Below are 21518 nucleotides of genomic sequence, written 5' to 3'. Positions count from 1 at the left end.
TATTAAACTAACGGGTGCTTTAGTTGAATAAGGTAAAAAACAAAAACGGCGAACTCGTAATTAGTAAGCCGCTTTTGTTTGCTCGCTATGCTTTGATGGTTATGTCTGTATGAAAAACGTCAGTCAGCTTTTCGTCACGGATCCATTCAATCAACAAGTCATACCATAGATTTTCAGTGCAGGTTTTTACAGCATCTACCTTCAATAATTATTGTGGGACTAAAAATAGCATACCCCTCAGCTAGTGAGGGGTATGCTATTAATCTAATTGATGTTATCTCAAACCATAAGCCTTAATAATTTCCTGAGAAATTTTGATTCCTTGGTCATCCCAAGCGGTTGCACGGAGGGAAACATATTTGTTTGTCGTAGGATTGTTAATCTTAGCTGTCCAACGATCATCCGCTGTACGCTCAAGTTTTACTTTTTTCCATGACTCTCCTTCATTAAAGGAAACCTCTAATGTAGCTCCCTCTAATTTACCGTAACCCGCTACATCATCAAGTTTTGCAACAGAAAGTTCGATTGCAGTGGATGGTGCAGCTAATGCATTGCCGTTCATATCTGTTGCAACTTTGTAGTCAAGAGAATAGAACGGAAGCGACGTTTGGAAATCCTCACCTTTTCCAGACCAGAATGTCCATTCCGTATGAGTACTTAAAGATGTTGTCCAGCGATTCGGATCACGCTTTGCATCACTTACTAACCGGTATTGTGTTTTTTCTTCTGGGACTGGATTAAATAAATATAAAGCCTGTCCTTTTCTTTCGCTAAGAAGGGTATCTCCTTGGAACAATTTAAGAGTTTGATTTTTCACGGAATCATCATAACCGATACCGCCTGTAGAGCCATTCCCTGAATCTGCCCAAGCAGGAATATTAAATTGTAAATAGTTCCCTTGGCGGTTAGGTGTCCAATAACCAACTCCCAAACGAGGACGAGCTACTGGTGAGAACCAGTCTTCTTGAAGCTTTTGACCTTTTTCATAGGTAACAGCAGGCTGGCGAACTTCCCAAGGACTGTCTAATACTTCTGTATGGTGATACCAGAGTGTATCTTTCACTGCTGAAACCCACTCTGTTCGAACAGATGGCAACTGTAATTTGTATAAAAACCCAACAGCTCCTCTTGTGTACGGACGCAGATCATAACGGAACTCTCCGCCAGGTGCTTCACGGTCTGATTTGTAACGCGTATCAATCTCGACTAGTTCATTGTTAGATGGTGCATATTTTAAATTCTTTGGAATCTGGTCTTGATGCACATCCATTAAATCATAGACATAAGGAGTATTTACTTCACCTTCAACAAACAATTTCAGGTCACCGGAACGTGCTGCTGAAATCACTTTATCGCCTTCACTTTTACTGATTCCAGCCACGGCAAGAGGAATATCTGTATAATCTGGATTTCCTACAAACACATTGAATTCCTTATCTTCATTGTTTACGATAATCAACAGCTTTGCACCCGCTGCATATGCCGCAACGGCCTGCTCAGATGGCGTAACTTCCGTGTTGCGATCGACGACAACCGCTTTGCCTTTTGCTTTCAGACGCTCATAGTCAACTGCTGTTCCTTTTCCTGCATAAACGGTTGATAAGTTATATTTTCCATCAAGACGTGTACTTCCAGCCAACGGAATATCATCCAACACTTTTCCTTTAAAATTGATCTCAAGGGAAGGTTTTATTAAACGCCAGCGAGTCAAAAATTCGAAGTCTCCTGTCTTAACTTCCTTTGTTGGGACAGCATACATTTTATCGTTCCACACAGGCATTAAATAAATGTGATTCATTGTTTTGCCATCAAGAGAACGGTAGTATTCCATGCGCTGATAGCTTGGTTCTGTATTCTTCGGCACTTCTGCTGAAATTTCTTTTGCTTGTCGAGCATCAAGTTCTACTGTTTGAGGACCGTCTAATTTAATCTCTGGTGTACCAACCAATGCCACACCTTGGTGATCTGTTTCAGTATCTACTTCCATCATAGACATAGCTGAATAGGTTCCAGCGGGTAAACGAACTTCTGTTGTTCCGTTTACAGCAACAAATTCAGGATCCATGTTTTTGTTAACGAGTCCAACATACGTAAGGGTAGGGTTCCCGTTACGGTCAGTAGCGTTAAACGTTAACGGATACTTTTCCTCTTCCTTTACCATACCCATTGAAGTATGAGCCACTTGTTTGCCATCGGCATCTGTTGCTGTCAGGTGTCCTTCATAACGAGAGCCTAATTCACCAAGTGTCGGGTTCAACGTTACCGTTACGTCTTTCGTACCTTTTGCCGGGATAGTAATTTCACTCTCAGAAACGGTTAACATACCATTTGGTGCGGCATCATCTTTTGTATTCTTAAAATCTGCTTGAAGATTTAAGGTTAAAGCGGAGTCACTGTCGTTTGTATACGTGACCGTTTTCTGTACAGGCTGAGCATTATCATGTGGCCATTTGAAAAATCCAAATGATATAGAACCAGTTGCTCTCACTGTGCTGAATGCAGCTGCTGGTACATCCAATCGACCCGATCCGATATGATAAGGCGAGTAATCTAATTTTTTTGACGTACTCATCAACGCTTCTTTTAGTTGAGTTCCATTCCACTCAGGGTTCTTCTGCAGAAGGATTGCAGCAGCACCCGCCACATGTGGAGTTGCCATGGATGTACCACTCATGCTTTTGTAAGATCCGCTTCCTGATGAAAGACCAGATCGAGCTGCAACGATGTCAACACCCGGTGCAGACAGGTCAGGTTTCAATCCCATGTCTCCATAACGAGGCCCTTTGGAAGTGAAATAAGCAATGTTGTCTGACTTATCAACGGCACCGATTGTTAATGCAGCATCTGCAGCTCCTGGTGAACCGATGGCCCCTTCATAACCTGAGTTTCCGGCAGCTATGACAAAGAGTGTCCCTTTGTCTTTGCTTAGACTGTTTACCGCTTGAGCCATAGGATCTGTTCCGTCACTTGGCTCGCTGCTTCCCAAACTCATGCTTACAATCTTGGCGTTGTCTGAAGCCCATTCCATACCGTCAATAATCCAAGAATCCAAACCGCTTCCTGAGTCGTTTAATACTTTACCAACGAGCAACCGAGCTTCAGGAGCAACCCCTTTGTTCTTCCCTCCAGATGCCGCACCTGTTCCCAGTACCGTTGAAGCAACGTGTGTGCCGTGTCCATGAGCATCATTCACCGTTTCACCGGGTACAAAGCTTTTCGCCTCGTCTATCTGACTTGCCAGATCAGGATGATTAGGATCGATACCTGAATCGAGTACCGCCACCTTAACACCTTTACCTGTAAAACCAGATTCCCAAGCCGTTGGGGCACCAATCTGAGGTACGCTGTTGTCTAAAGTGGCTTCCACTTTTCCATCCAGCCAGATTTTTTCAATACCTTGCTCAAATAAAGCCGCGTTTGATTTACCCTCAGGTGTGATATCTTCCCAGAACGTATCCGCTTCATTTTTGGTAGCAGAGAGGGCAACAGCGTTAATACTCTCTAACACGCGAGCTATTTTAGCTCCTTTTGGTTCAGCTTTTACTTGAACGGCTTTGCCTTTTTTTTCTGTATATTCTAAGATAACGGGTAGAGACGAAAGCGTTTTGTCATCATAGCCATTTTCGATCAATTCCGTTACATTAAACAAATCCTTATCTAACTTATCAGCAGCGAGGTAAGGCATAGCTGACCCTGGAATAACATACGTATCTTCACCAATATTTAGAATCTGAGCACCTGCACCATTCCGATCAACAGGTTCCACGTTAATTACGCTTTTACCGCCTTCAATCTTCTTAATGGTCACGACATCACCTGTAATAAGCGTGATCTTTTTTTCATCTGCGCCATTGATACTGTTTACAATAGAAGAGGTTTCAAGTGTCTTTTCAAGCGATGTTTTATCAATTGCTTTAACGTTATAAAAGGTTGAGGCAAGCATAACTGTAGATAAAGAGGTTGCTATAACTGTCTTCATGTTCTTTTTTTTCAACATATTTTCCTCCTAAAAAAGCAATTTATAAAACAAATGCATCTAGTAAGATCTGTCTTGATGTAGGGAACTCACTGTTAAAACAAATACGGGAGTTAATAGTTTGCTAGTATGTGGAAAGAAAAAACCTCCTTTGGCCAATTAAAGATTCTGAACAGGAGTATGTTGTTCTAGATGAAGGATCAGTTGATATTTAATAGGCACTGAATTTAATAGAATTCTATACCTCTTGATTTAAGCAGTCGATGGGGGTTATTTAAGAGGGTTTTAGGACTAATAATTTTATCAAAAACAGCTTTTATTTTTTAAAAAAGTTGACGTCTATATCCGAACTACTATAAAAGGGGTTTTTTTACAGGGTCTTTTGACTATTTATTTTCCTAAACCATTAAAATCATTTCGGTCAAAGTGGCCTACCAACAAGATGATGAAACATACGTTAAGTAGATTTCTAGATAAAAAGCCGATTACTCCTTAGCGTAGGAATAATCGGCTTTTGTTTTAACGGACTGTGAATCAGCAAAACGTGGTGTTTAACTATTCTATGTATGGATCAGGTATCCAACTTTCTATCAGTAGTTCATTATCATTAATATCTTCATTCAAAATGATAATAACTTTTTTCACTTGTCATTTTATCGGATGCTAGTTGAAAGGCTTTTTCTTTTTGGTTCGATTTAACATAATACAAAAACAGTTTTTTTTCATAATGTAGTTTTACAAACTGATTTCCGTTGGCGATGAGAATGGGAATGGCTGTTTTCTCAATATACTCATATAGCTCCTTTTCATTTTGATAGATAGTATGAAGTTGGATTTCAAAATCCATTTGTCTAGGATCTTGATTTTGCTTTGTTAATTTTAATCCTTTTTTCGAAAGTTCGATAAGCTCTTCTTCGGGAAGGAGCCTCCCTTCATAGCAGGTAGAAATATACCCATTAAGTGATGTTAGATAATGAGATGTCTTTTCAGTTATTAGTTCCAATGCTTTTTCATACGACTGTTTAGCCTCGGAGTATCGTTTTCTTCTAAAATATTCAAATGCTATATTGTGATAGACTTTAGACGCTCTATCAATACAGTTGACTGATTCACAGACTTTCAGCAACTTTTCGTATTGTTGTTTGGTTTCATCCATATCATAAGGTTCCTTGGAATTAAGCTGGACTAAAAGTAGGGTTTCTGTATCAATAATTCTTAAGATATTTAATGTGCTTTTGAAAAATTGTAAAGCCTTTTGTCCATAAAAATAGGAAAAGATAGTTGATTGAATTGAATGGTAGGCTATTGCCAAATGATAATAGTATTCTAAGTTTGAATAATTGTTATCAATTTTCTTTAATGTTTCAATGCAAGACTTGAAATTACCTGTCAGAAACATGTAGATACCGTCTATGTGGTTTAAGAAATTTTGTTCATCAGAATCAAGGTCATTGTACTGATTCCTCATCGTTTCTATGATTTTTTTTGTTTTAGGCTTTTCATTTACAAATAAATAATACCTTGCCAAAATTAGATAGTATTGATTTTTAAAGTCAGCTAGAAATCTTAAAGATTCGTTTTCTATTTCTTCTTTAAGTTGATAGATTTCTTTTGAGTCTATCATAATCAATGCGTTATTCCATTTGAACAGTTTTTCTTTTAGGAAAAAATAGCGAGAGCGTTCAATATTCATTGTTATCCCAAGTTTTTTTGCAAGTAAATCCGTAATTTCATGAGAATACTCCGTAATCCCGCGTTCTATTTTGCTAAGATGTGTGACGGAACAAATTCCTTGAGCAAGTAGGCCTTGAGTTAGCCCTGACTCTTCGCGATAGAATTTTATTAATTTTCCTTCAATCATAATACACCCCCAGGTAAACGATTTTCTATTTATTATAGGGAAGTATATCTCTTTAGTCTATTAAAGGATGTCTGATGAGAATGAAAATTACTCTTCTAATTTTTAATTAAAATATAACCTACCCCCAATGCGATGTTCGGAAAAGTACACTTTTACGAACTGCTTTGAAGTGCCCCTATTTAGTCATTTATATAGTTCGCAAAACTATAATATCTTTTTATGAACGTTCTCTTTGTAAACCACACTTTAACGACCTCTTGTGGGTAATAAGAAAAAGCTATCCTCATAGGATAGCTTCTCTTCAACTAAGACACTTGTTTTTCTTGCTCCTTCTTCAACTAAAGCACCCGTTAGTTGAAGAAGATATTAATAAGTCAGTCTCTTTGAAAGATAATACTGTTGATTGTCTTTAGTAGGGTGTTCTTCTATTACACCCACTATTTCCTGCTGTGCGCACAAAAATACCACAACCTAAAAGGCTGTTGTATTCCAGAATATAGATTTACAAGAAGATAGTTTTAAAACACTAGGTGAAATTAACAATTCATTTTGATTAACTAAAATACATTACTTTCTCAACGCTACTGCAGGCTCTGTAGAAATTAACTTGTGGCTTGCTTTCATGCTAATTACAATTACAACAACGCCTGTGGAAAGTATTGATAGTACGATTTGTACTGGGTTGATGATAATTGCCAAATTGAAAATCATGCCGACTAAATACGTACAGCCAATAAGGACAGCTTGAGATAAAGCTGACATTGTTGCTAAAAGTAAATTTTCGCTGACAATCATTTTCCGTATTGTTCCTTTATTATATCCCAAAGCGGACAGTAGCCCTATTTCCTTGTATCTTGAATTTTGCAGTTTGATCAGTAATACGGAACTGATAAACAAACCAATTGCTAAGATTAAAATAGAAACGATTAAGAACAAACGGCTAAGATTGTTAAATGTATTTTGCAAAACTTCTACTTCTTTGGCTGCAGTTTTACTGTCGATTTTTTTGTCAACTAGCATTTGACTGACTGGCACAATATCTTCAAAGTTCTTTACATCATAACTGATGGAGTAGTTTTTTTCGTTTTTCACATTTTGGTAAAATTCCTGTTCGATATCGGAGCTTACAAAGAAATCATCGTAGTCTGCGTTAAAGACGCCGCTTATCGTAAGCGTGTATTCTTTATCTCCATAATTTAAGGTAACTTCTTTACCAAGCAAACTACTAATATCATTTTCAAATTTTTTAGCGAGGCTCGGACTAAGTGCTATTTCTTTTTTATCAGTTTTAGGCATAGCACCATATGACATCTTTTCAGTAGCCTTTGCCATTGGGTATTTTTCTGCTAAAGCTTCAGTTTTATCGCCTATCCTTAAAGTAATATCCGTTATTTTGTATTGGTAATACACATTTTCGATACGCTCATCGGATTTCAACAATTCAATAACTGTTCCATCATCCTCACCTTTAATATAACCGTTGTTAAAGGCAGTGTTTTTATCTTGAAAATGCGCAATATTCTTGTCCATTATATTCCCGGAAGATAAAGACAACATAAATACAAGGATACTGATGGAAATTGCCAAACTGACAGCCATATAGCGTGTAATATTCACTTTGAAGTTCTTAAGCCCCCGCTTGAAAGCAGATACTTTACTAGCGTTATTTAAACTGAGTTTATCATCACAAGCAACAGCTTTTTGAGTGTTGGTATTTTTTGCAATAATTTTCCCTTTCTCAATATGAACGACTTCATCTGCAAAACTACAAATCTTTTGGTCATGCGTAATCACAATCACCAAACGTTCTTTTGAAATCTCTTTTAAAAGTCCCATAATTTCACTGGAGTTTCTACGGTCTAATGCTCCTGTCGGCTCATCCGCCAAGATAATACGAGGATTACTAATCAACGCTCTTGCAATAGCAACTCGTTGCTTTTGACCGCCTGAAAGATTTTCGATTTTTTCATTAGTCTTTTGTGATAATCCCAGTTTATTTAGCAGCTCTTTGGCATTTTCTCTATTTTCTTCTTCACTTGCAGTATTTAGCTCACAAGAAAGCAAGATGTTTTCAAGAACGGTATATCCTCTTAAAAGATGGTAGTTTTGAAAGATAAACCCGATATTTTCTCTGCGATACGCACACAATTCATCGGCATGCATCTTGCTGATAGAAGTACCACAAACCGTAATATCACCACTGTAATCACTGTCGAAGCCTGCAACCAAATTAAGCAGAGTGCTTTTACCGGAACCCGATGCTCCTAAAAGACAAACAAGTCCTTGGCTTGGAAAGTTAAAACTTGTATCCTCCAAAATAAGTGAATGATCATATCGTTTTGTAAGTTTATTTATCTGTATCACTATCTGTCACCTGTCTTCAAAGCTATTGCTGTCTTGGTCATTATGAAGGAAATAGCCGTTGTAAAGAAAGCCGCAGCCCCTACTAAAGCAATGAATATCACGCCCGAAATCAACATCTTAGAATTTAAAATACTTGCGCTAAACAAGCCTTTAGTAGCTATATTGATAAGGGGTGATGTAACAAGCATTAACAAAATTGCTGTCATGATTTCCGTTATCTTTTCTGTCAAGTTAAGCAGACTAAAATGAGCACTATTAAAGCCGCTGACTTTATAAATTGCAAATTCTCTCTGTCTCATAAAACCTGTGATCAGAGAAATAGCAATAACCATAACGACAGCCAAAGTCCCTATGAACATACTTGCTGAGCCTGACTGTTCGGTTGTTTGCTCATTTAATCTAACAATATCCTCGACAAGTTCAAATTGACCAAGAGGTACAATGCCTTGTGCGTTAAGCTCATCTTTTATGGAAATCATATCAGTTGGCGTCTTCGCTCGAATAAGAAAATTCATTGCGTTATTTTCAATTCCTGCTTGTCTTCTCAAATCATCAAGTGCAGCTTTGCTGAAGAAGAAAGAGTCGTCAACAGTAAACTCAGAAGAGACAGTATTATCTGCAACACCTACGATTGTTGCGGTAATGGATGCGTCTTTTATAACAGGCTCACCTGTGTCCCAATTGAAAATACCGCTGCTAAAATCAATTTCTTTGCCGATTGCTTGCTCGTTTGATATGCCCAACATTTTAACAAAACTTTTTGGAACAACAACCTCATTGTCTTTGCCTGTCGGCATATTTCCTGCTACTAACTTATTGATTGTCGGAACAGTACCTGATCCTTGTATTTGATATTCTTTCCCGCTAACAGTTACTTTTATATTATCAAATGCTTGTAAAAAAGCAGTAAAATCAACGCGCTCATCGCCTACATATTGATCATATAAGCCACCAATATCCTGTGATATATCAGCGTTCGGCTTTTCTTCCTGATTATCGCCTGCGCCTTCTGCACTGGTAAAGCTACCAACTATACTAATATCTTTAAGTCCATCACCATAAGTATCAATCAGCTCGTCAAAATCACCTTGGCTGCTGCTCTCAATTGTCCCACTTACAGTTGTAAGCAAAAGGATACCTGCAATCATTAGAGAAAGGGCTGATACTAAAAATCGTCCAAATTTACTTTTAACATTCGATTTGGTCATTGAAAAAGCATTTTTAATCGATAAGCGATGACTTTCACCATATGTGAGTTTTTCTGTTTTCGTTACATTTTTTTGTGGTAATGCTACAAATTCTCCCTCATCTAAATCTATTACGTTTGAATTACTGTCAATTAAGTTGACATCGTGGGTTACAACGATAACTGTCCTGTTTTTAGAAATAGCTTTCAGAATATCCATTGTTGTTTCTGAGTTTTTTTCATCCAATGCACTTGTTGGCTCGTCAGCGATAATAACCTTTGGGTTTTTCATAAGCTCTCTTGCGATGGCAACACGCTGTTTTTGACCGCCCGAAAGAGAGTTCACTTTTCGTTGTGCAAGGTCAAATATTTTGAGTTCTTTTAAAACCTTTTCCGCGTTCTTATGATTTTGTTTATTTTTTAAATACTGTGGTATCAACACATTGTCTAAAACCGATAAATCTTCGAGCAAATTAAAGTCCTGCCAAACAAATCCAAAGGTATTGTTGTAAAAATAGCTTTTTTCATTAGATGTTAATTCTTTAATATTCTTTCCGCAATAGTAAACTTCTCCATCAAAATCTTGTTCCATACCGCTGATGATTTTCAAAAGAGTCGTTTTACCACTACCCGATGCACCAACTATAAAATTCAGCCCTTTTCCCATCGTAAAGGAAATATTATTCAAAGCGAATTCGCCGTTGTATTGTTTCGATACATTCTTAATTTCAAACATCTGTTTACTCCTATCTACTATGTTAGTTTTTAATTAATCAATCTTATTAATTACGTTTTCTTGAACATACATTTTTTGTTCAACTGAACTTGTATCACTATTGTATATCAATGGACGTTAAATCCTTGTTAAGTGATGTTCGCTTAACATAGATTTAACGCATACTTACAGTACAATAGAATAAGAGGTGTTTTTGGATGAGAATACTAGTTGTAGAAGACGAGCTTGATTTGCAGGAAGCAATTGCAGATGGGCTTAGAATAGATGGATATGCAGTTGATACCTGTGACAACGGTGAAGATGCTTACGAGCTTTTATATGAAGTGAATTACGATTTGGTTGTACTTGACTTAAACCTCCCGCAAATGGATGGGCTAGAGGTTTTAGAAAAGATACGAGATGAAAAGCCTGAATTAAAGGTACTTATTCTCAGTGCAAGAAGTAGTGTTAATGACAAAGTGAAGGGCTTAGACATAGGTGGAAATGATTATTTGGCGAAGCCATTTGATTTTGCCGAGTTGGAGGCAAGAATACGAAACTTGTTAAGACGAAAATTTGTACAAGAAAATAGTATGCTTTCATTCGATGTAATTAAAATCGATTTATCAAAGCGTATAACAGTTGTTAACGACAATGAAATAGCACTTACAAAAAAAGAATTTGCATTGTTTGAATATCTTTTGCTTCACAAAGATAGAGTGGTTAGCCAAGAAGAACTGATTGAACATGTTTGGGATCAGAATGCAGATATCTTTAGTGGCGCTATTCGGGTTCATATTGCAACTCTCCGAAAGAAGCTAAAAGCTGTATTAAACTATGACCCCATTGGAACGAAAATCGGTGAAGGTTACTTTTTATTAGAAAAGAGTGGTAATGAAAATGCTTAAAAAAATGCCCATTCGATTACGACTTACTGTTATGACCGTTGCTCTTTTAACTGTCTGTTGTGTAGGAATTACCTTAATATTAAATTATTCTGCTATTAAAATGGCTACAATAATTGATGCAAGTGCCGTATTACCGGCACAAGAAGTCGGCGAAGAAGGATGGATTCATGAAAGCACTCCAGCAGCGTCTAGCAGTATGACCCCTTCCGTTTCATCAGAGGTTTCCCAAAAAGCAAAAATAGATTTTAGAATTGAAAGTATTATTTATATGCTTTTAGTTATTATTAGCGGGGGATTTTCAACCTACTATCTTTCGGGGAAGGCATTGAAGCCACTTGATACGCTAAATGATCAAGTAAAAAACATAAATGTGCATAATTTATTTGAAACATTGTCCGTGCCGCCTACAAATGATGAAATTGCTGAGCTTACTAGTACATTTAATGAAATGACGGATAAATTGAATGATTCTTTTATGATGCAACAAAGATTTTCCCTAAGTGCCGCCCACGAGCTTAGAACACCTCTTGCTGTGTTACAAACAAAAGTTGATGTATTTAAGAAGAAAAAAACACATACAACCGAGGAATACGATGCTCTTATTTACGTTATTGAGAAGCAGACAAAGCGCTTGAGAGGACTCGTCTCTAGCCTTTTAGATATGACGAATTTGGACGATAAGCGTGAGCAACGCAGCATTTGCTTAAAAGATATTTTTGAGGATATTATTTCCGAGCTTTCTCTTATCACGAAAGATAAGAATGTTACAATGACCTTAGATTGTGATAATAGCGTTGTTTTTGGAAACACTGACCTATTGTATCGTGCTTTTTACAACCTTGTGGAAAACGGAATTAAGTACAATATTGACGGCGGCACTGTTGAAGTACTTGTAAACAGATTAAGTAAGGAACAGGTTTCAATCAAGATTATAGATACTGGTATCGGCATTGCCGACAAAGACAAAAATAAAATATTTGAACCTTTTTATCGTGTTGACAAATCACGCTCCCGTCAACTGGGTGGTACAGGCTTAGGTCTTTCAACTGTTGACAGTATTCTCAAAAAGAATAACGGTACGATTACTGTTACCGACAATGAAAGTAACGGAACTTGCTTTCATGTCATCTTAAATAGTGAGTCTTCACAAAAAAAAAGGACTGACCCCTGTATTTAAGACAGAGGTCAAAAAAGCATTTATCCAACCCGTTGTCGGTGTTGTATCGGCGACTGGTTGTTTAGTTTCGTTGGTATTCGGATATAGTTATAATACTTTAAATAGTCTTTGACAGTTTGTTCTACGATTGCCTTCGTAGAACAAACTGTCAAAGTAGAACGTTTCAGACTTTAATGCTGAATGAAACGATTCGATGGGGGCATTATCAGCGGGCATACTTTTATGGGACATGCTCATGATAATGTCTTTTCCTTTAACAGCTTGTTGATATCGATAAGATGTGTAAACCGAACCTTGGTCACTGTACGGCGTACACCCTTCGGGCAAATTATCTAGTTGGGGCAAGGTATTCAACACAAAATCAGTATCTTGGCAATCACCAATCGAATAGGCGATAATCTCGCCATTATATAAATCTTGGATACTTGAAAGATACAACTGTTTCTGACCAAATGACAAGTAAGTAATGTCTATTACGAGCTTATGTAAAGGTGCAGTTGCTTCAAAATTACGGTTCAATAAATTAGCTTCGAAATAGTAGGGTTGTCTAGTTAGTTTACGTTTTTTCATTTTCACTCGACACTGCCAACCATATTTTTGCATGATGCATTGTATGACTTTATGATTCACGCGTATTTCTTGACGTAAGAGTGCAGTAATTTTCCGATAACCATATTGAAATTTATGTTCTCGGCAAAGTTCATCAATACGTCGCTCAATTGCCTGACGAGATCTTGCATCAGTAGATGCCTGTTTCCAACGATAGTAGGTAGATCGTGCAATTCCTAAGTTTGTACATATATTCTTCACACACATCGTTTCTTTCAGTGTCTCTACTAACTGTCCAGCTACTTCTTCAACCACTTCCTCTCCAACTCTGCGTACTTTTTAAAACCTCAATCTAACGGTTTTCCACTTCTACTTTTAAATATTGCATATAAAAGACTATGCTACTACTCATTTGTTGAATAATGGAGCACCCATATGGGAGTTCAATAAGAAAAGGAGTTGCCAAAGCAACTCCACAATCTTTAACTAAAGCAACCGGTATTTACTTGGTAGCTTTTTATATAAAGCCACTGAACTTTATGCAAAACTATTGTAACTACCGCTTGTGTTTGCCCACAGCGTAGGTCTTAATTATAGTCTGTTCGATCTGGCTACCGTTTGCGTCCCATGCCTTGACGCGAAGCGAAACGTAGCCAGTGTCTGGGTTTTTCACCCACACTTTGTAGTGGCCATCTTTCCTATTATCCACTTTTGTTTTGCTCCATGTGTTGCCGTCGTCCGTAGATACTTCGACCTCTACCCCTTGAATGTCTGGAGTAGCACCTGATTGAGTGACGAATGACAGGTCAAAGTGGTCGGTAATGCCACCCTTTGCCTGGTTCTCATTATCTAGGCCAATGTTATACCTCGGCCACAGTAGCGCAAGGTTTTCTTGCCCATCTGTTGGTCGCTGGGACTTGAATGTCCAAGCTGTGCTGGTCGTTGTAGCCAGAGAGAACCCGAACCATTCTGGGTGCGATGTGTCCGCTGTGATCTTATAAGTCGCCGGGTTTGAGCTGACCGCAAACTTACGCGAACTTTGGTCCGCTAACTGAGAGCTGAGATTCCCGTCTTGGTACAACCTCCAAGTGACCTTGTTTTTACTATTTGAATAAAACCAGCCGTAGTGCCCCGCCTCGCTATCACCGAAATCATTCATGTTTAGGTTTAAGGTGTCTCCCTCGCGATACGCCGAGGTATTCTCCGGTCCAGATGGAGCGTTCGCCGCGCCCATCCAAGTCTCTTCTTTCTTGTCGCCCGGCGAGTAGATGCGATATGAGTCCTTCATGTTACCCGTAAGATCAGTAACGTCTGGATAGAACTGATGGGCCCATCTGAAAATCTTTATATCGGTTTTGTTGCCTGTGGAGTACCACTCTTCCCGGTCCGGTGTTTTTTCCTCGAATTTATCAAGGAATGCAAAGAAGCCACCTTCGTCCTTACGTAATGCCACGGCCCAGTCGCCAGACTTCAACCAGCCATTTGGCCTGCGGTAGTGGGCCTTCACAACGGTAGAGTTTTCTTCTGTCACCGCGTCAACAGGATTATCCGGAATTTCACCATTAATCATCGACGCATAATTGTACACGTACGGACTGTTGGCGATTCCATGCAGCTTGATCCAGGTAGGACCATTGGCGATTCTGTTGAAGAGCACTTCTCCGTCGCTTTGGCCAAGAGTATAGGCCGGGATGACGACGTTGTCAATTATATATACACCTAGATTGAACCTCTCCCCGTTGTTATTGACGACGATCACTCCTGCGGCGCCAGCACCCATCACTGCTTTTATTTGGTCTCTCGGATTCTGTTTCGAATCGCTGGTGATGACCGCTAGCTTTCCATGGATGTCTATGCCGCTGAGATCCGCTGGTAGTGCCACGCCGACGTTGACCGCTTGGAGTGTCTTATCGCCGTCCAACTTAGGCGCAAAGTGCACTGGCAGAAGCGGAATCGACTCGTTCATATTGTCATCATAGGTTGCCTTGATAGCAGGGGCGTAGTTGCGCGAATGGAAGTTGAACTCGAACAAACCAACATTATTTGGCGCCTTGACTGGTAACACGTAGGCGTGAGTTTCGCCAATAAAATTCCTCATGTAGTCAAATCCGAAGTGGTTTGTGTCCATCCGCTCGCGGACTCCGAATTTCCAACCGTGCTTTTCGGACTCCTTAGGCGTTGTAACTTTGATCTCCTTGGCTAATCGGGCATCAAACGTGATCTCTTGCTTCTCATTACTCTTTAGCTCTATCATAGGCACTGAGGCTAGGGTATAGTTCTGAGGTATTCCGGCCTCGTCATTTGTGTTTAGTGTACTAATTACCGCGTAACGTCCCGGCTGCAAGGATAATCTGGTCTTCCCGCTGCTATTAGGATATACCTGTTTACCAACCCCCGTGTCATGGTTGAACCACACCATATCGCCTCCAGCCGGTTTTCCGTTGCGATCGATCTCATTAATTACTAAATCAACTAACGGTTCTGTTTTTGTTCCACCAATAGTCGTGTTAATGATTTTACCGTCACTTGAAGTAGCTTTTACCACTGCTTGATAATCTGCAATAGTGCCAAGCGATGTATCAAATGTTACCTTCATCTCACTGTTGCCATGTGCTGGGACAGTGACCACTGACTTGCTGAGTGTGAACATTCCAGCCGGTGCCGCTGTTTGATTCTCATTCTTGGCTGTCATGACGAGATTCAATGTCATATCACTGTCAGTTGGGTTGACATAATTATATGTCTTTTCTATTAGTTTAGTATCAACAAACCCGGCTCCCATACTGACAACTGCAGGACTGCTATACACGTTAGCCTCTAAGGCTTTCGTGATATCTACACGTCCGCCACCTTGTTGATTAGCTGAGTAGCGGGTATTTGCTACTGCAGTACCAGTTAATACCTGCTTAATATGGTCTCCTGACCAATCAGGGTGTCTTTGTTTCAGAATGGCTGCAGCACCGGAAACATGTGGTGTAGCCATTGATGTACCATTGGCACTAGTGTAGTAGTTATCAACGGCCGTACCCATAGTGGTTCCTGCTGCACGAGCAGCTACGATTGCTACTCCTGGTGCCGTAATCTCAGGTTTAGCTCTGAAATTATTGATAACAGGACCGCGACTTGAGAAATTAGCCAAAAATTCGTTTGCGCTTTTGTCAACTGCCCCAACGGTCAATGCTTTTTCGGCTACCCCTGGCGCACCAATGGTACTCTTATCTGGACCCGCATTACCTGCAGCAATAACAAATAGTGTGTTGCTTGTATCACTCAAATTGTTGACCGCTTGACTCAGTGGATCTGTTCCGTCGCTTGGTTCATCCGAACCAAGGCTCATACTGACAACATCGGCCTTTTCCTGAACTGCCCACTGCATTGCTTCGATGATACTAGATGTAGAACCTGATCCTGCGTTGCTAAGCACCTTCCCAATTAGAAGTTTTGCACCAGGAGCTACGCCCTTATATTTACCTCCAGAAGCAGCGCCTGATCCCGCGACAGTCGAAGCAACATGCGTACCGTGCCCGTGGTGATCTACATAATCTTCACCCGGTACGAAACTCTTCGCTTCAGCGATAGCATTTTTAACATCAGCATGATTCGGATCGATCCCAGTATCTAAGATAGCCACTTTCACACCTGTGCCATCATACCCTGCTGCCCACGCTGTAGGTGCTCCAATTTGTGGAACACTCTTGTCCAACATCACTTGCACCGGTTTGTCAAGCCACAACTTGTTTATGCCATCGGCAAGTTTCGGTGCGGTCGCAGCTTTGGAGCTGTCATCGTCTACCGCTTCCCAGAACTTCGCCGACATCGATTTGCTCGCCTTTAGCGCCACACCATTAGCGCTATCTAATACCTTGTCCTTTTTTGAACCTGCCGGAGCAGCCTGTTCTAACGCTTCGTCCGTATGACTTTCTGTGCCTGAGTAAGTCGCGATCAACGGGATATCGGAGACGTGAGCGTCGTCGTAGCCGTACTCGACCAACTTGGTGATATTAAACAACTCGCGGTCAAGCTCATTTGCTGCTAGGTACGGTTGTGCCTTATCCGGGATGAGGTAGAAATCGTCTCCCAAACTCAACGTGGTTACACCTACTTCGGTTCCATCAGGGTTTGGAGCAAGCGTTGCTGATTGCAAGCCGTCGGCGTTTTTTTCCAGCGTCACAACTTCGCCCGTGATAAGGGTAACAGTGTGCGAGTCGACAACCATGTTGTTCTGCAGTTGCTTGGACGCCTGGTTGGCCGGCGTTTTGGAGGTGGTGGCATCATAAGCAAATGAGTGAACAGTACTTGTTGACAAAAGTACTGCAGATACCAATCCTGCGGTCATTACATTAACAATTTTTTTGTTTCTCCTCTTTCTCATAAAATTTCCCCCTTTTCCTTACTAAATAGTAGATTAATATATTTGTAAAAATGTGGTGGTTTCGTGCTAATGACTTAACTTCACATTTAGTACACTGATCTGTCTTTCAACATCAGGTTATTAAAATTTTTCAACTAATCTAGCATCTACTGAGTTTATTAACCAGTTATTAAATATTCAGAACTATCAATCAATTAACTTCATCATCCCACATTTCTACTTTTCTGAAAATTAAACTTAGGTAGTAACTTTTGTTGTCATTGGTACTATACCTATATAAAACAAAAGTGCTATACCAAGAGTGATATAATAAGAGTCAGGACATTATCAAACTCCTGTCGTCCTAACATCGAAGAACGAGGATTTTTTAAGAGCAAGTGAAGAAATAATTACAGACAAGATATTTGGACTATGTAAAAGTCGATCAAACAGATGGTCAAAAGAAAAAGCTATTCACCTTAAAGCTACAGCGCATTTACGTAAAGGATTTTTTGAGGATATTATTTCCGAGCTTTCTCGTATCACTAAAGATAAGAATGTTACAATGACCTTAGATTGTGAATATAGTGTTGTTTTTGGAAACACTGACCTATTGTATCGTGCTTTTTAACCTTGGTGGAAAACGGAATTAAGTACAATATTGACTGCGGAACAGTTGAGGTTATTGTAAACAGATTAAGTAAGGAACAGGTTTCAATCAAAATTATAGATACAGGCATCGGCATGCCGACAAATACAAACAGAAAATATTTGAATCTTTTTATCGTGTTGACAAATCACGCTCCCGTCAACTGGGTGGTTCAGGCTTAGGTCATTCAATTGTTGACAGCATTATCAACAAGCATAACGGTACGATTAATGTTACTGACAATGAAAGTAACGGAACTTGCTTTCATGTCATCTTAAAAAGTGGGTCGTGATCAAAACATGTACATGACTAAGAGCCGTAGTGAATCATTTCTTCGTAAATGTCAAATAGCGCCCAAGTTTTCACATGGGCGCTTTGCTCTATACTTTAATTAGTTTTTTTTAGGACATGGCAATCAGTTGGAATTGTCTTCAACTAATGTAAGAGTTGATAAAGTACTATCTAATCAGTTACTTCTACTTCGTTGAACAGATAAAGAGTGAGCTGATTCGGATTAGTTTCTAACTAGATGCACCGAATTTCTTTTGTTGGTTGAGGTTCTGTACCTGCAACCAAGTTAAGGATACTCTTTAAAGCTCTGATCACTAAAATTTTTTGATTTGGATTTCTACTTTGTTACAGTTTCTTTTTTTTTCGCTTCAAATGCTGGTGTCACTACTGCTGCTGGTGTAGATTCAACTGTTGGTGTCGATCCCTCTTTTGTGTTCTTTTCTTCTTTTGGTGTCACTACTGCTGCTGGTGTGGATTCAACTGTTGGTGTCGATTCCTCTTTTGTTGTCTTTTCTTCTTTTGGTGTCACTTTTACTGCTGGTGTCGATTCTACGGCTGGTGTCGATTCCTTTTCAAAAAGTGGAGAAGCTAAAGCCGATCCTGCAAATACTGAAACTGCTAATGTCGTTGCGCCTAATAATAGAATTTTTTTCATTTTAATAATTCCTCCTTATTTTTAGTATGGGATGTTGTTTCCCACACTTCAAATTTATCTAATTAATGTGACAACAATATGACGATGTAAAAAATGTAGTGTATCACCCTGACACACGGGCAGTAACCTACAGTTAAATCAATTGCTTAGATAGAAAATAATGAAGCGTTGTCATTTTACCGACATATTCAAGCTATACACTAACGACTTAGCTTTTTTTTCAAAGTATCGTAGAAAGGATGTTTTGTAGTGAAGCGCATCTTACTTATTGAGGACGAGTTACCAATTGTTCAGATATTAAAAGTATATTTGGAAAGAAAGGATTTTTCGGTTGCTTCCCATTCAGGCGAAGGTAATGTAGTTCAATTTTTTTTAAATTATAAACCTTCATTGGTACTTTTGGATTTGATGTTGCCTCAAAATGATGGGCTAGAGATTCTAAAACAAATCCGTCAATATGGTAGTTGTCCTGTCATTATCCTAACAGCTAGAGGTAGTGTGCCCGAAAGACTAGCAGGGCTTGGACAAGGGGCTGATGATTATATCACAAAACCATTCGATCCTGAGGAAGTTGTGGCTCGAGTTCAAGCTGTATTACGCCGTTCCTCACATTTAGAAGATAATGAATTAATTAGATTAGGCCATCTTGTAATAAATCTTACAACTCATACTGCCTCTTTTTATGATGAATTAATTCCTTTGTCACCACGTGATTGGGGACTGCTTGCTTTCCTAGGAAAACACCCAAATCAATGCTTTACTCGTGATCAACTCTTGGATTATGTTTGGGGTATGAATTATAACGGTGCAGATAGAGCTGTAGATGCTTCAATTAAAAGAATTCGTCAACACTTGTGTGATTGGTCTTCAGATGAGGGCGAAATTAAAACAGTACGTGGAACGGGGTATATGATACGTGTTAACTAGCTTACAGTCTGATAAAAGTATCCCTTTACTTCGTTTTTGGACTCGAAGATATGCGGGTGTACTAATAGCCATTCTTATCATTTTAGGGATTATCGCTGGTGTATTGCTAAAAGTAAATCAAAATCAACAAAGTTTTCAAATACTCCAGGCGAGAGCTGAACAACTTAGCGCTTCATACATACACGCTACCAATATGGTGCAATCACAACCCAGTTTTCACCAAGGTCAAATACCTAGCGTACCTTCCACTCCCGTTCCTATACCTGCTTTACCAACGGAAGTAGTCCGTCCTGTTGCTCAAGATTTTATGCAAATTTTTAATGAAGAGGGTCATAATCTTGTTAACTTTTCGAGTCTAGATATATCAATATCCGAGACTCTTGCTAAAACACCACCTACTATAGAAAGTGTTCTAAGCGGTAAAAAAACTAAAGAAAAAATTGAATATAAAGATGTTACATGGCTCCGTGTTGGCATGCCTCTAAGTATAGATGGGAATGTTATTGGTGCTTTATATTTAAGTACCCCTTCACCAGAATTGTTTTCGGAAAATATAGAAACTTATGGACTTCTTGTACTTATTATTTTAGGTGTCGCATTTGGAGGTTGGCTTGTAATATATCATCTTTCTAGAAAATTAATACTTCCCTTACATCAATTAACTGAAGCTGCGAGAAAAGTTTCAGAAGGAGATTACTCACCGAATCTTCCTTCAGCATCGAAAGTAAAAGAGGCTGAATTACAACAACTATTTTCTTCTTTTAAGATAATGACAAAGCGTTTGCAACAACTTGAACAAATGAGAACTGATTTACTTGCAGGCGTTTCTCATGAATTAAGAACCCCTGTTACTTCGATTCGTGGGATGATTCAAGCCGTCCAAGGAGGCATTGTCACAGGGGAAACAGCAGATCAATTTTTATTAACAACGTTAGAAGAAGCTAAGAGAATGCAAAAAATGGTAGAAGATTTATTAGATTTTGCGTCATTAGAATCCAGCACTGTTCATGGAGAGTTTGTATTATTCCCTCTCTGGGAGGTAATAGAAGAGGTAATGCAACAGGTTCATTCTATAGAAGGTTTTAAAGATATAGACTTTGATGCCTCTCCTTTAATCAAACCACTGAAAATAGTAGCAGATAGAGGTCAAATTAAGCAAATTCTACTTAATCTCTTAATGAATAGTGCAGGAGCAGAAACTACTAAAATCACCTTAAGCATGACTATTGAAGACAAAAAGCTATACCTTGATATATTAGATAATGGTAAAGGGATTGCAGAACCAGAAATTCCTTATATTTTCGAACGATATTATCGAGGAGACAGTAAAAGAAAGAAGAAGCAGGGATTAGGACTTGGGTTACCATTAAGTCGATTACTTGCTGAAGCTAATAATTGTGAATTGTTCTTGGTATCAACCTCACCGCATGAAACTATATTTCGTCTCATGTTACCTATTGAATGAACAATTAAGTATATATTTTAGTCAGTGTTGGATCAGATGGAGGTAATAGGCTTTTAAAAGTTTTGTTGTTACCATGCATTTTCTCCGGCAATAACTGGTATGCCTCTTTTTAATGCTGCATTGTTGATAAAAGAATTGTTTAACTATTACATTAAAATAAATCAAACTAATAAAGCTTTAATAATGGCGGAATTACTAATCAATCCTGAATAAAAGGCGTGTCACTTATAATAAGTGATATGCCTTTTTTTACCACCACAAATCACCCAACTAGCAAAAGCACCTAGAATAGCTAATAGTAAACCCTTCATAAATTCCCGGCCTCTATTAAATTCCTTTTAGTTAAATAAAAAGCGCATTTCTCATTCCTGAAGAAGCTCGTCATGGAACATCCGCACTGCATGGATAATCCAGAAAAGCCCCCGATCGTATTTAAGTCAGTCA

General features: G+C 39.0%; 12 protein-coding genes and 1 pseudogene. 6 read left to right on the top strand and 7 right to left on the bottom strand.

All coding sequences use genetic code 11. The annotated features are described in order from the left end of the window. Window positions 1-274: 274 nt before the first annotated feature. From HMPREF1210_RS02685 to HMPREF1210_RS02670, 4 genes are all read right to left on the bottom strand, one after another. On the bottom strand, window positions 275-3997 hold the full coding sequence (locus HMPREF1210_RS02685) for a S8 family serine peptidase (RefSeq protein WP_016427066.1): 3723 nt from the start codon (window positions 3995-3997) through the stop codon (window positions 275-277). 595 nt (window positions 3998-4592) lie between these two features. Then, entirely contained in the window at window positions 4593-5837 is a 1245-nt protein-coding gene (locus HMPREF1210_RS02680; protein ID WP_016427065.1) for a helix-turn-helix domain-containing protein, read from the bottom strand. Window positions 5838-6404: 567 nt separating this feature from the next. After that, window positions 6405-8201, bottom strand: coding sequence for an ABC transporter ATP-binding protein/permease (locus HMPREF1210_RS02675; protein ID WP_016427064.1), 1797 nt, complete (start codon window positions 8199-8201; stop codon window positions 6405-6407). Next, entirely contained in the window at window positions 8201-10123 is a 1923-nt protein-coding gene (locus HMPREF1210_RS02670; RefSeq protein ID WP_016427063.1) for an ABC transporter ATP-binding protein, read from the bottom strand. Before HMPREF1210_RS02670 ends, HMPREF1210_RS02675 begins: the two co-directional genes overlap by 1 nt. Before the next feature lie 197 nt (window positions 10124-10320). Between HMPREF1210_RS02670 and HMPREF1210_RS02665 the strand changes: the two genes are divergently transcribed. Both HMPREF1210_RS02665 and HMPREF1210_RS02660 read left to right on the top strand, forming a co-directional pair. Then, window positions 10321-11010, top strand: a complete 690-nt coding sequence (locus tag HMPREF1210_RS02665) for a response regulator transcription factor (RefSeq protein WP_016427062.1) — start codon at window positions 10321-10323, stop codon at window positions 11008-11010. Next, complete coding sequence (locus tag HMPREF1210_RS02660) at window positions 10997-12187, top strand: cell wall metabolism sensor histidine kinase WalK (protein ID WP_016427061.1); 1191 nt, start codon at window positions 10997-10999, stop codon at window positions 12185-12187. Before HMPREF1210_RS02665 ends, HMPREF1210_RS02660 begins: the two co-directional genes overlap by 14 nt. Before the next feature lie 20 nt (window positions 12188-12207). Here the strand turns inward: HMPREF1210_RS02660 and HMPREF1210_RS02655 are convergent. Both HMPREF1210_RS02655 and HMPREF1210_RS02650 read right to left on the bottom strand, forming a co-directional pair. Further along, window positions 12208-13075 (bottom strand): annotated as a pseudogene (locus HMPREF1210_RS02655) (IS3 family transposase); the annotation flags it as partial. 217 nt (window positions 13076-13292) lie between these two features. After that, window positions 13293-17108, bottom strand: a complete 3816-nt coding sequence (locus tag HMPREF1210_RS02650) for a S8 family serine peptidase (protein WP_016427059.1) — start codon at window positions 17106-17108, stop codon at window positions 13293-13295. A 615-nt stretch (window positions 17109-17723) separates the two neighbouring features. Here HMPREF1210_RS02650 and HMPREF1210_RS18580 point away from each other — a divergent pair. After that, window positions 17724-17918 (top strand): ATP-binding protein, encoded by a 195-nt coding sequence (locus HMPREF1210_RS18580; protein ID WP_196930492.1) that lies wholly within the window; start codon window positions 17724-17726, stop codon window positions 17916-17918. After that, window positions 17855-18028 (top strand): ATP-binding protein, encoded by a 174-nt coding sequence (locus HMPREF1210_RS18575; protein ID WP_081637818.1) that lies wholly within the window; start codon window positions 17855-17857, stop codon window positions 18026-18028. Before HMPREF1210_RS18580 ends, HMPREF1210_RS18575 begins: the two co-directional genes overlap by 64 nt. 336 nt (window positions 18029-18364) lie before the next feature. Here HMPREF1210_RS18575 and HMPREF1210_RS02645 read toward each other — a convergent pair whose 3' ends face one another. Further along, window positions 18365-18682: a hypothetical protein gene (locus tag HMPREF1210_RS02645; RefSeq protein ID WP_016427058.1), complete on the bottom strand. Its 318-nt coding sequence runs from the start codon at window positions 18680-18682 to the stop codon at window positions 18365-18367. Window positions 18683-18931: 249 nt separating this feature from the next. On the opposite strand from HMPREF1210_RS02645, the gene HMPREF1210_RS02640 reads away from it, so the two are divergent. Both HMPREF1210_RS02640 and HMPREF1210_RS02635 read left to right on the top strand, forming a co-directional pair. Next, complete coding sequence (locus tag HMPREF1210_RS02640; protein WP_016427057.1) at window positions 18932-19609, top strand: response regulator transcription factor; 678 nt, start codon at window positions 18932-18934, stop codon at window positions 19607-19609. After that, on the top strand, window positions 19599-21074 hold the full coding sequence (locus HMPREF1210_RS02635) for a cell wall metabolism sensor histidine kinase WalK (RefSeq protein WP_016427056.1): 1476 nt from the start codon (window positions 19599-19601) through the stop codon (window positions 21072-21074). Before HMPREF1210_RS02640 ends, HMPREF1210_RS02635 begins: the two co-directional genes overlap by 11 nt. Window positions 21075-21518 lie beyond the last annotated feature (444 nt).

This window comes from Paenisporosarcina sp. HGH0030 (assembly GCF_000411295.1).
GTDB lineage: Bacteria > Bacillota > Bacilli > Bacillales_A > Planococcaceae > Paenisporosarcina.
The sequence above is the reverse complement of the archived record's forward strand: the minus strand, read 5'-3'. Positions and strand labels throughout refer to the sequence as shown.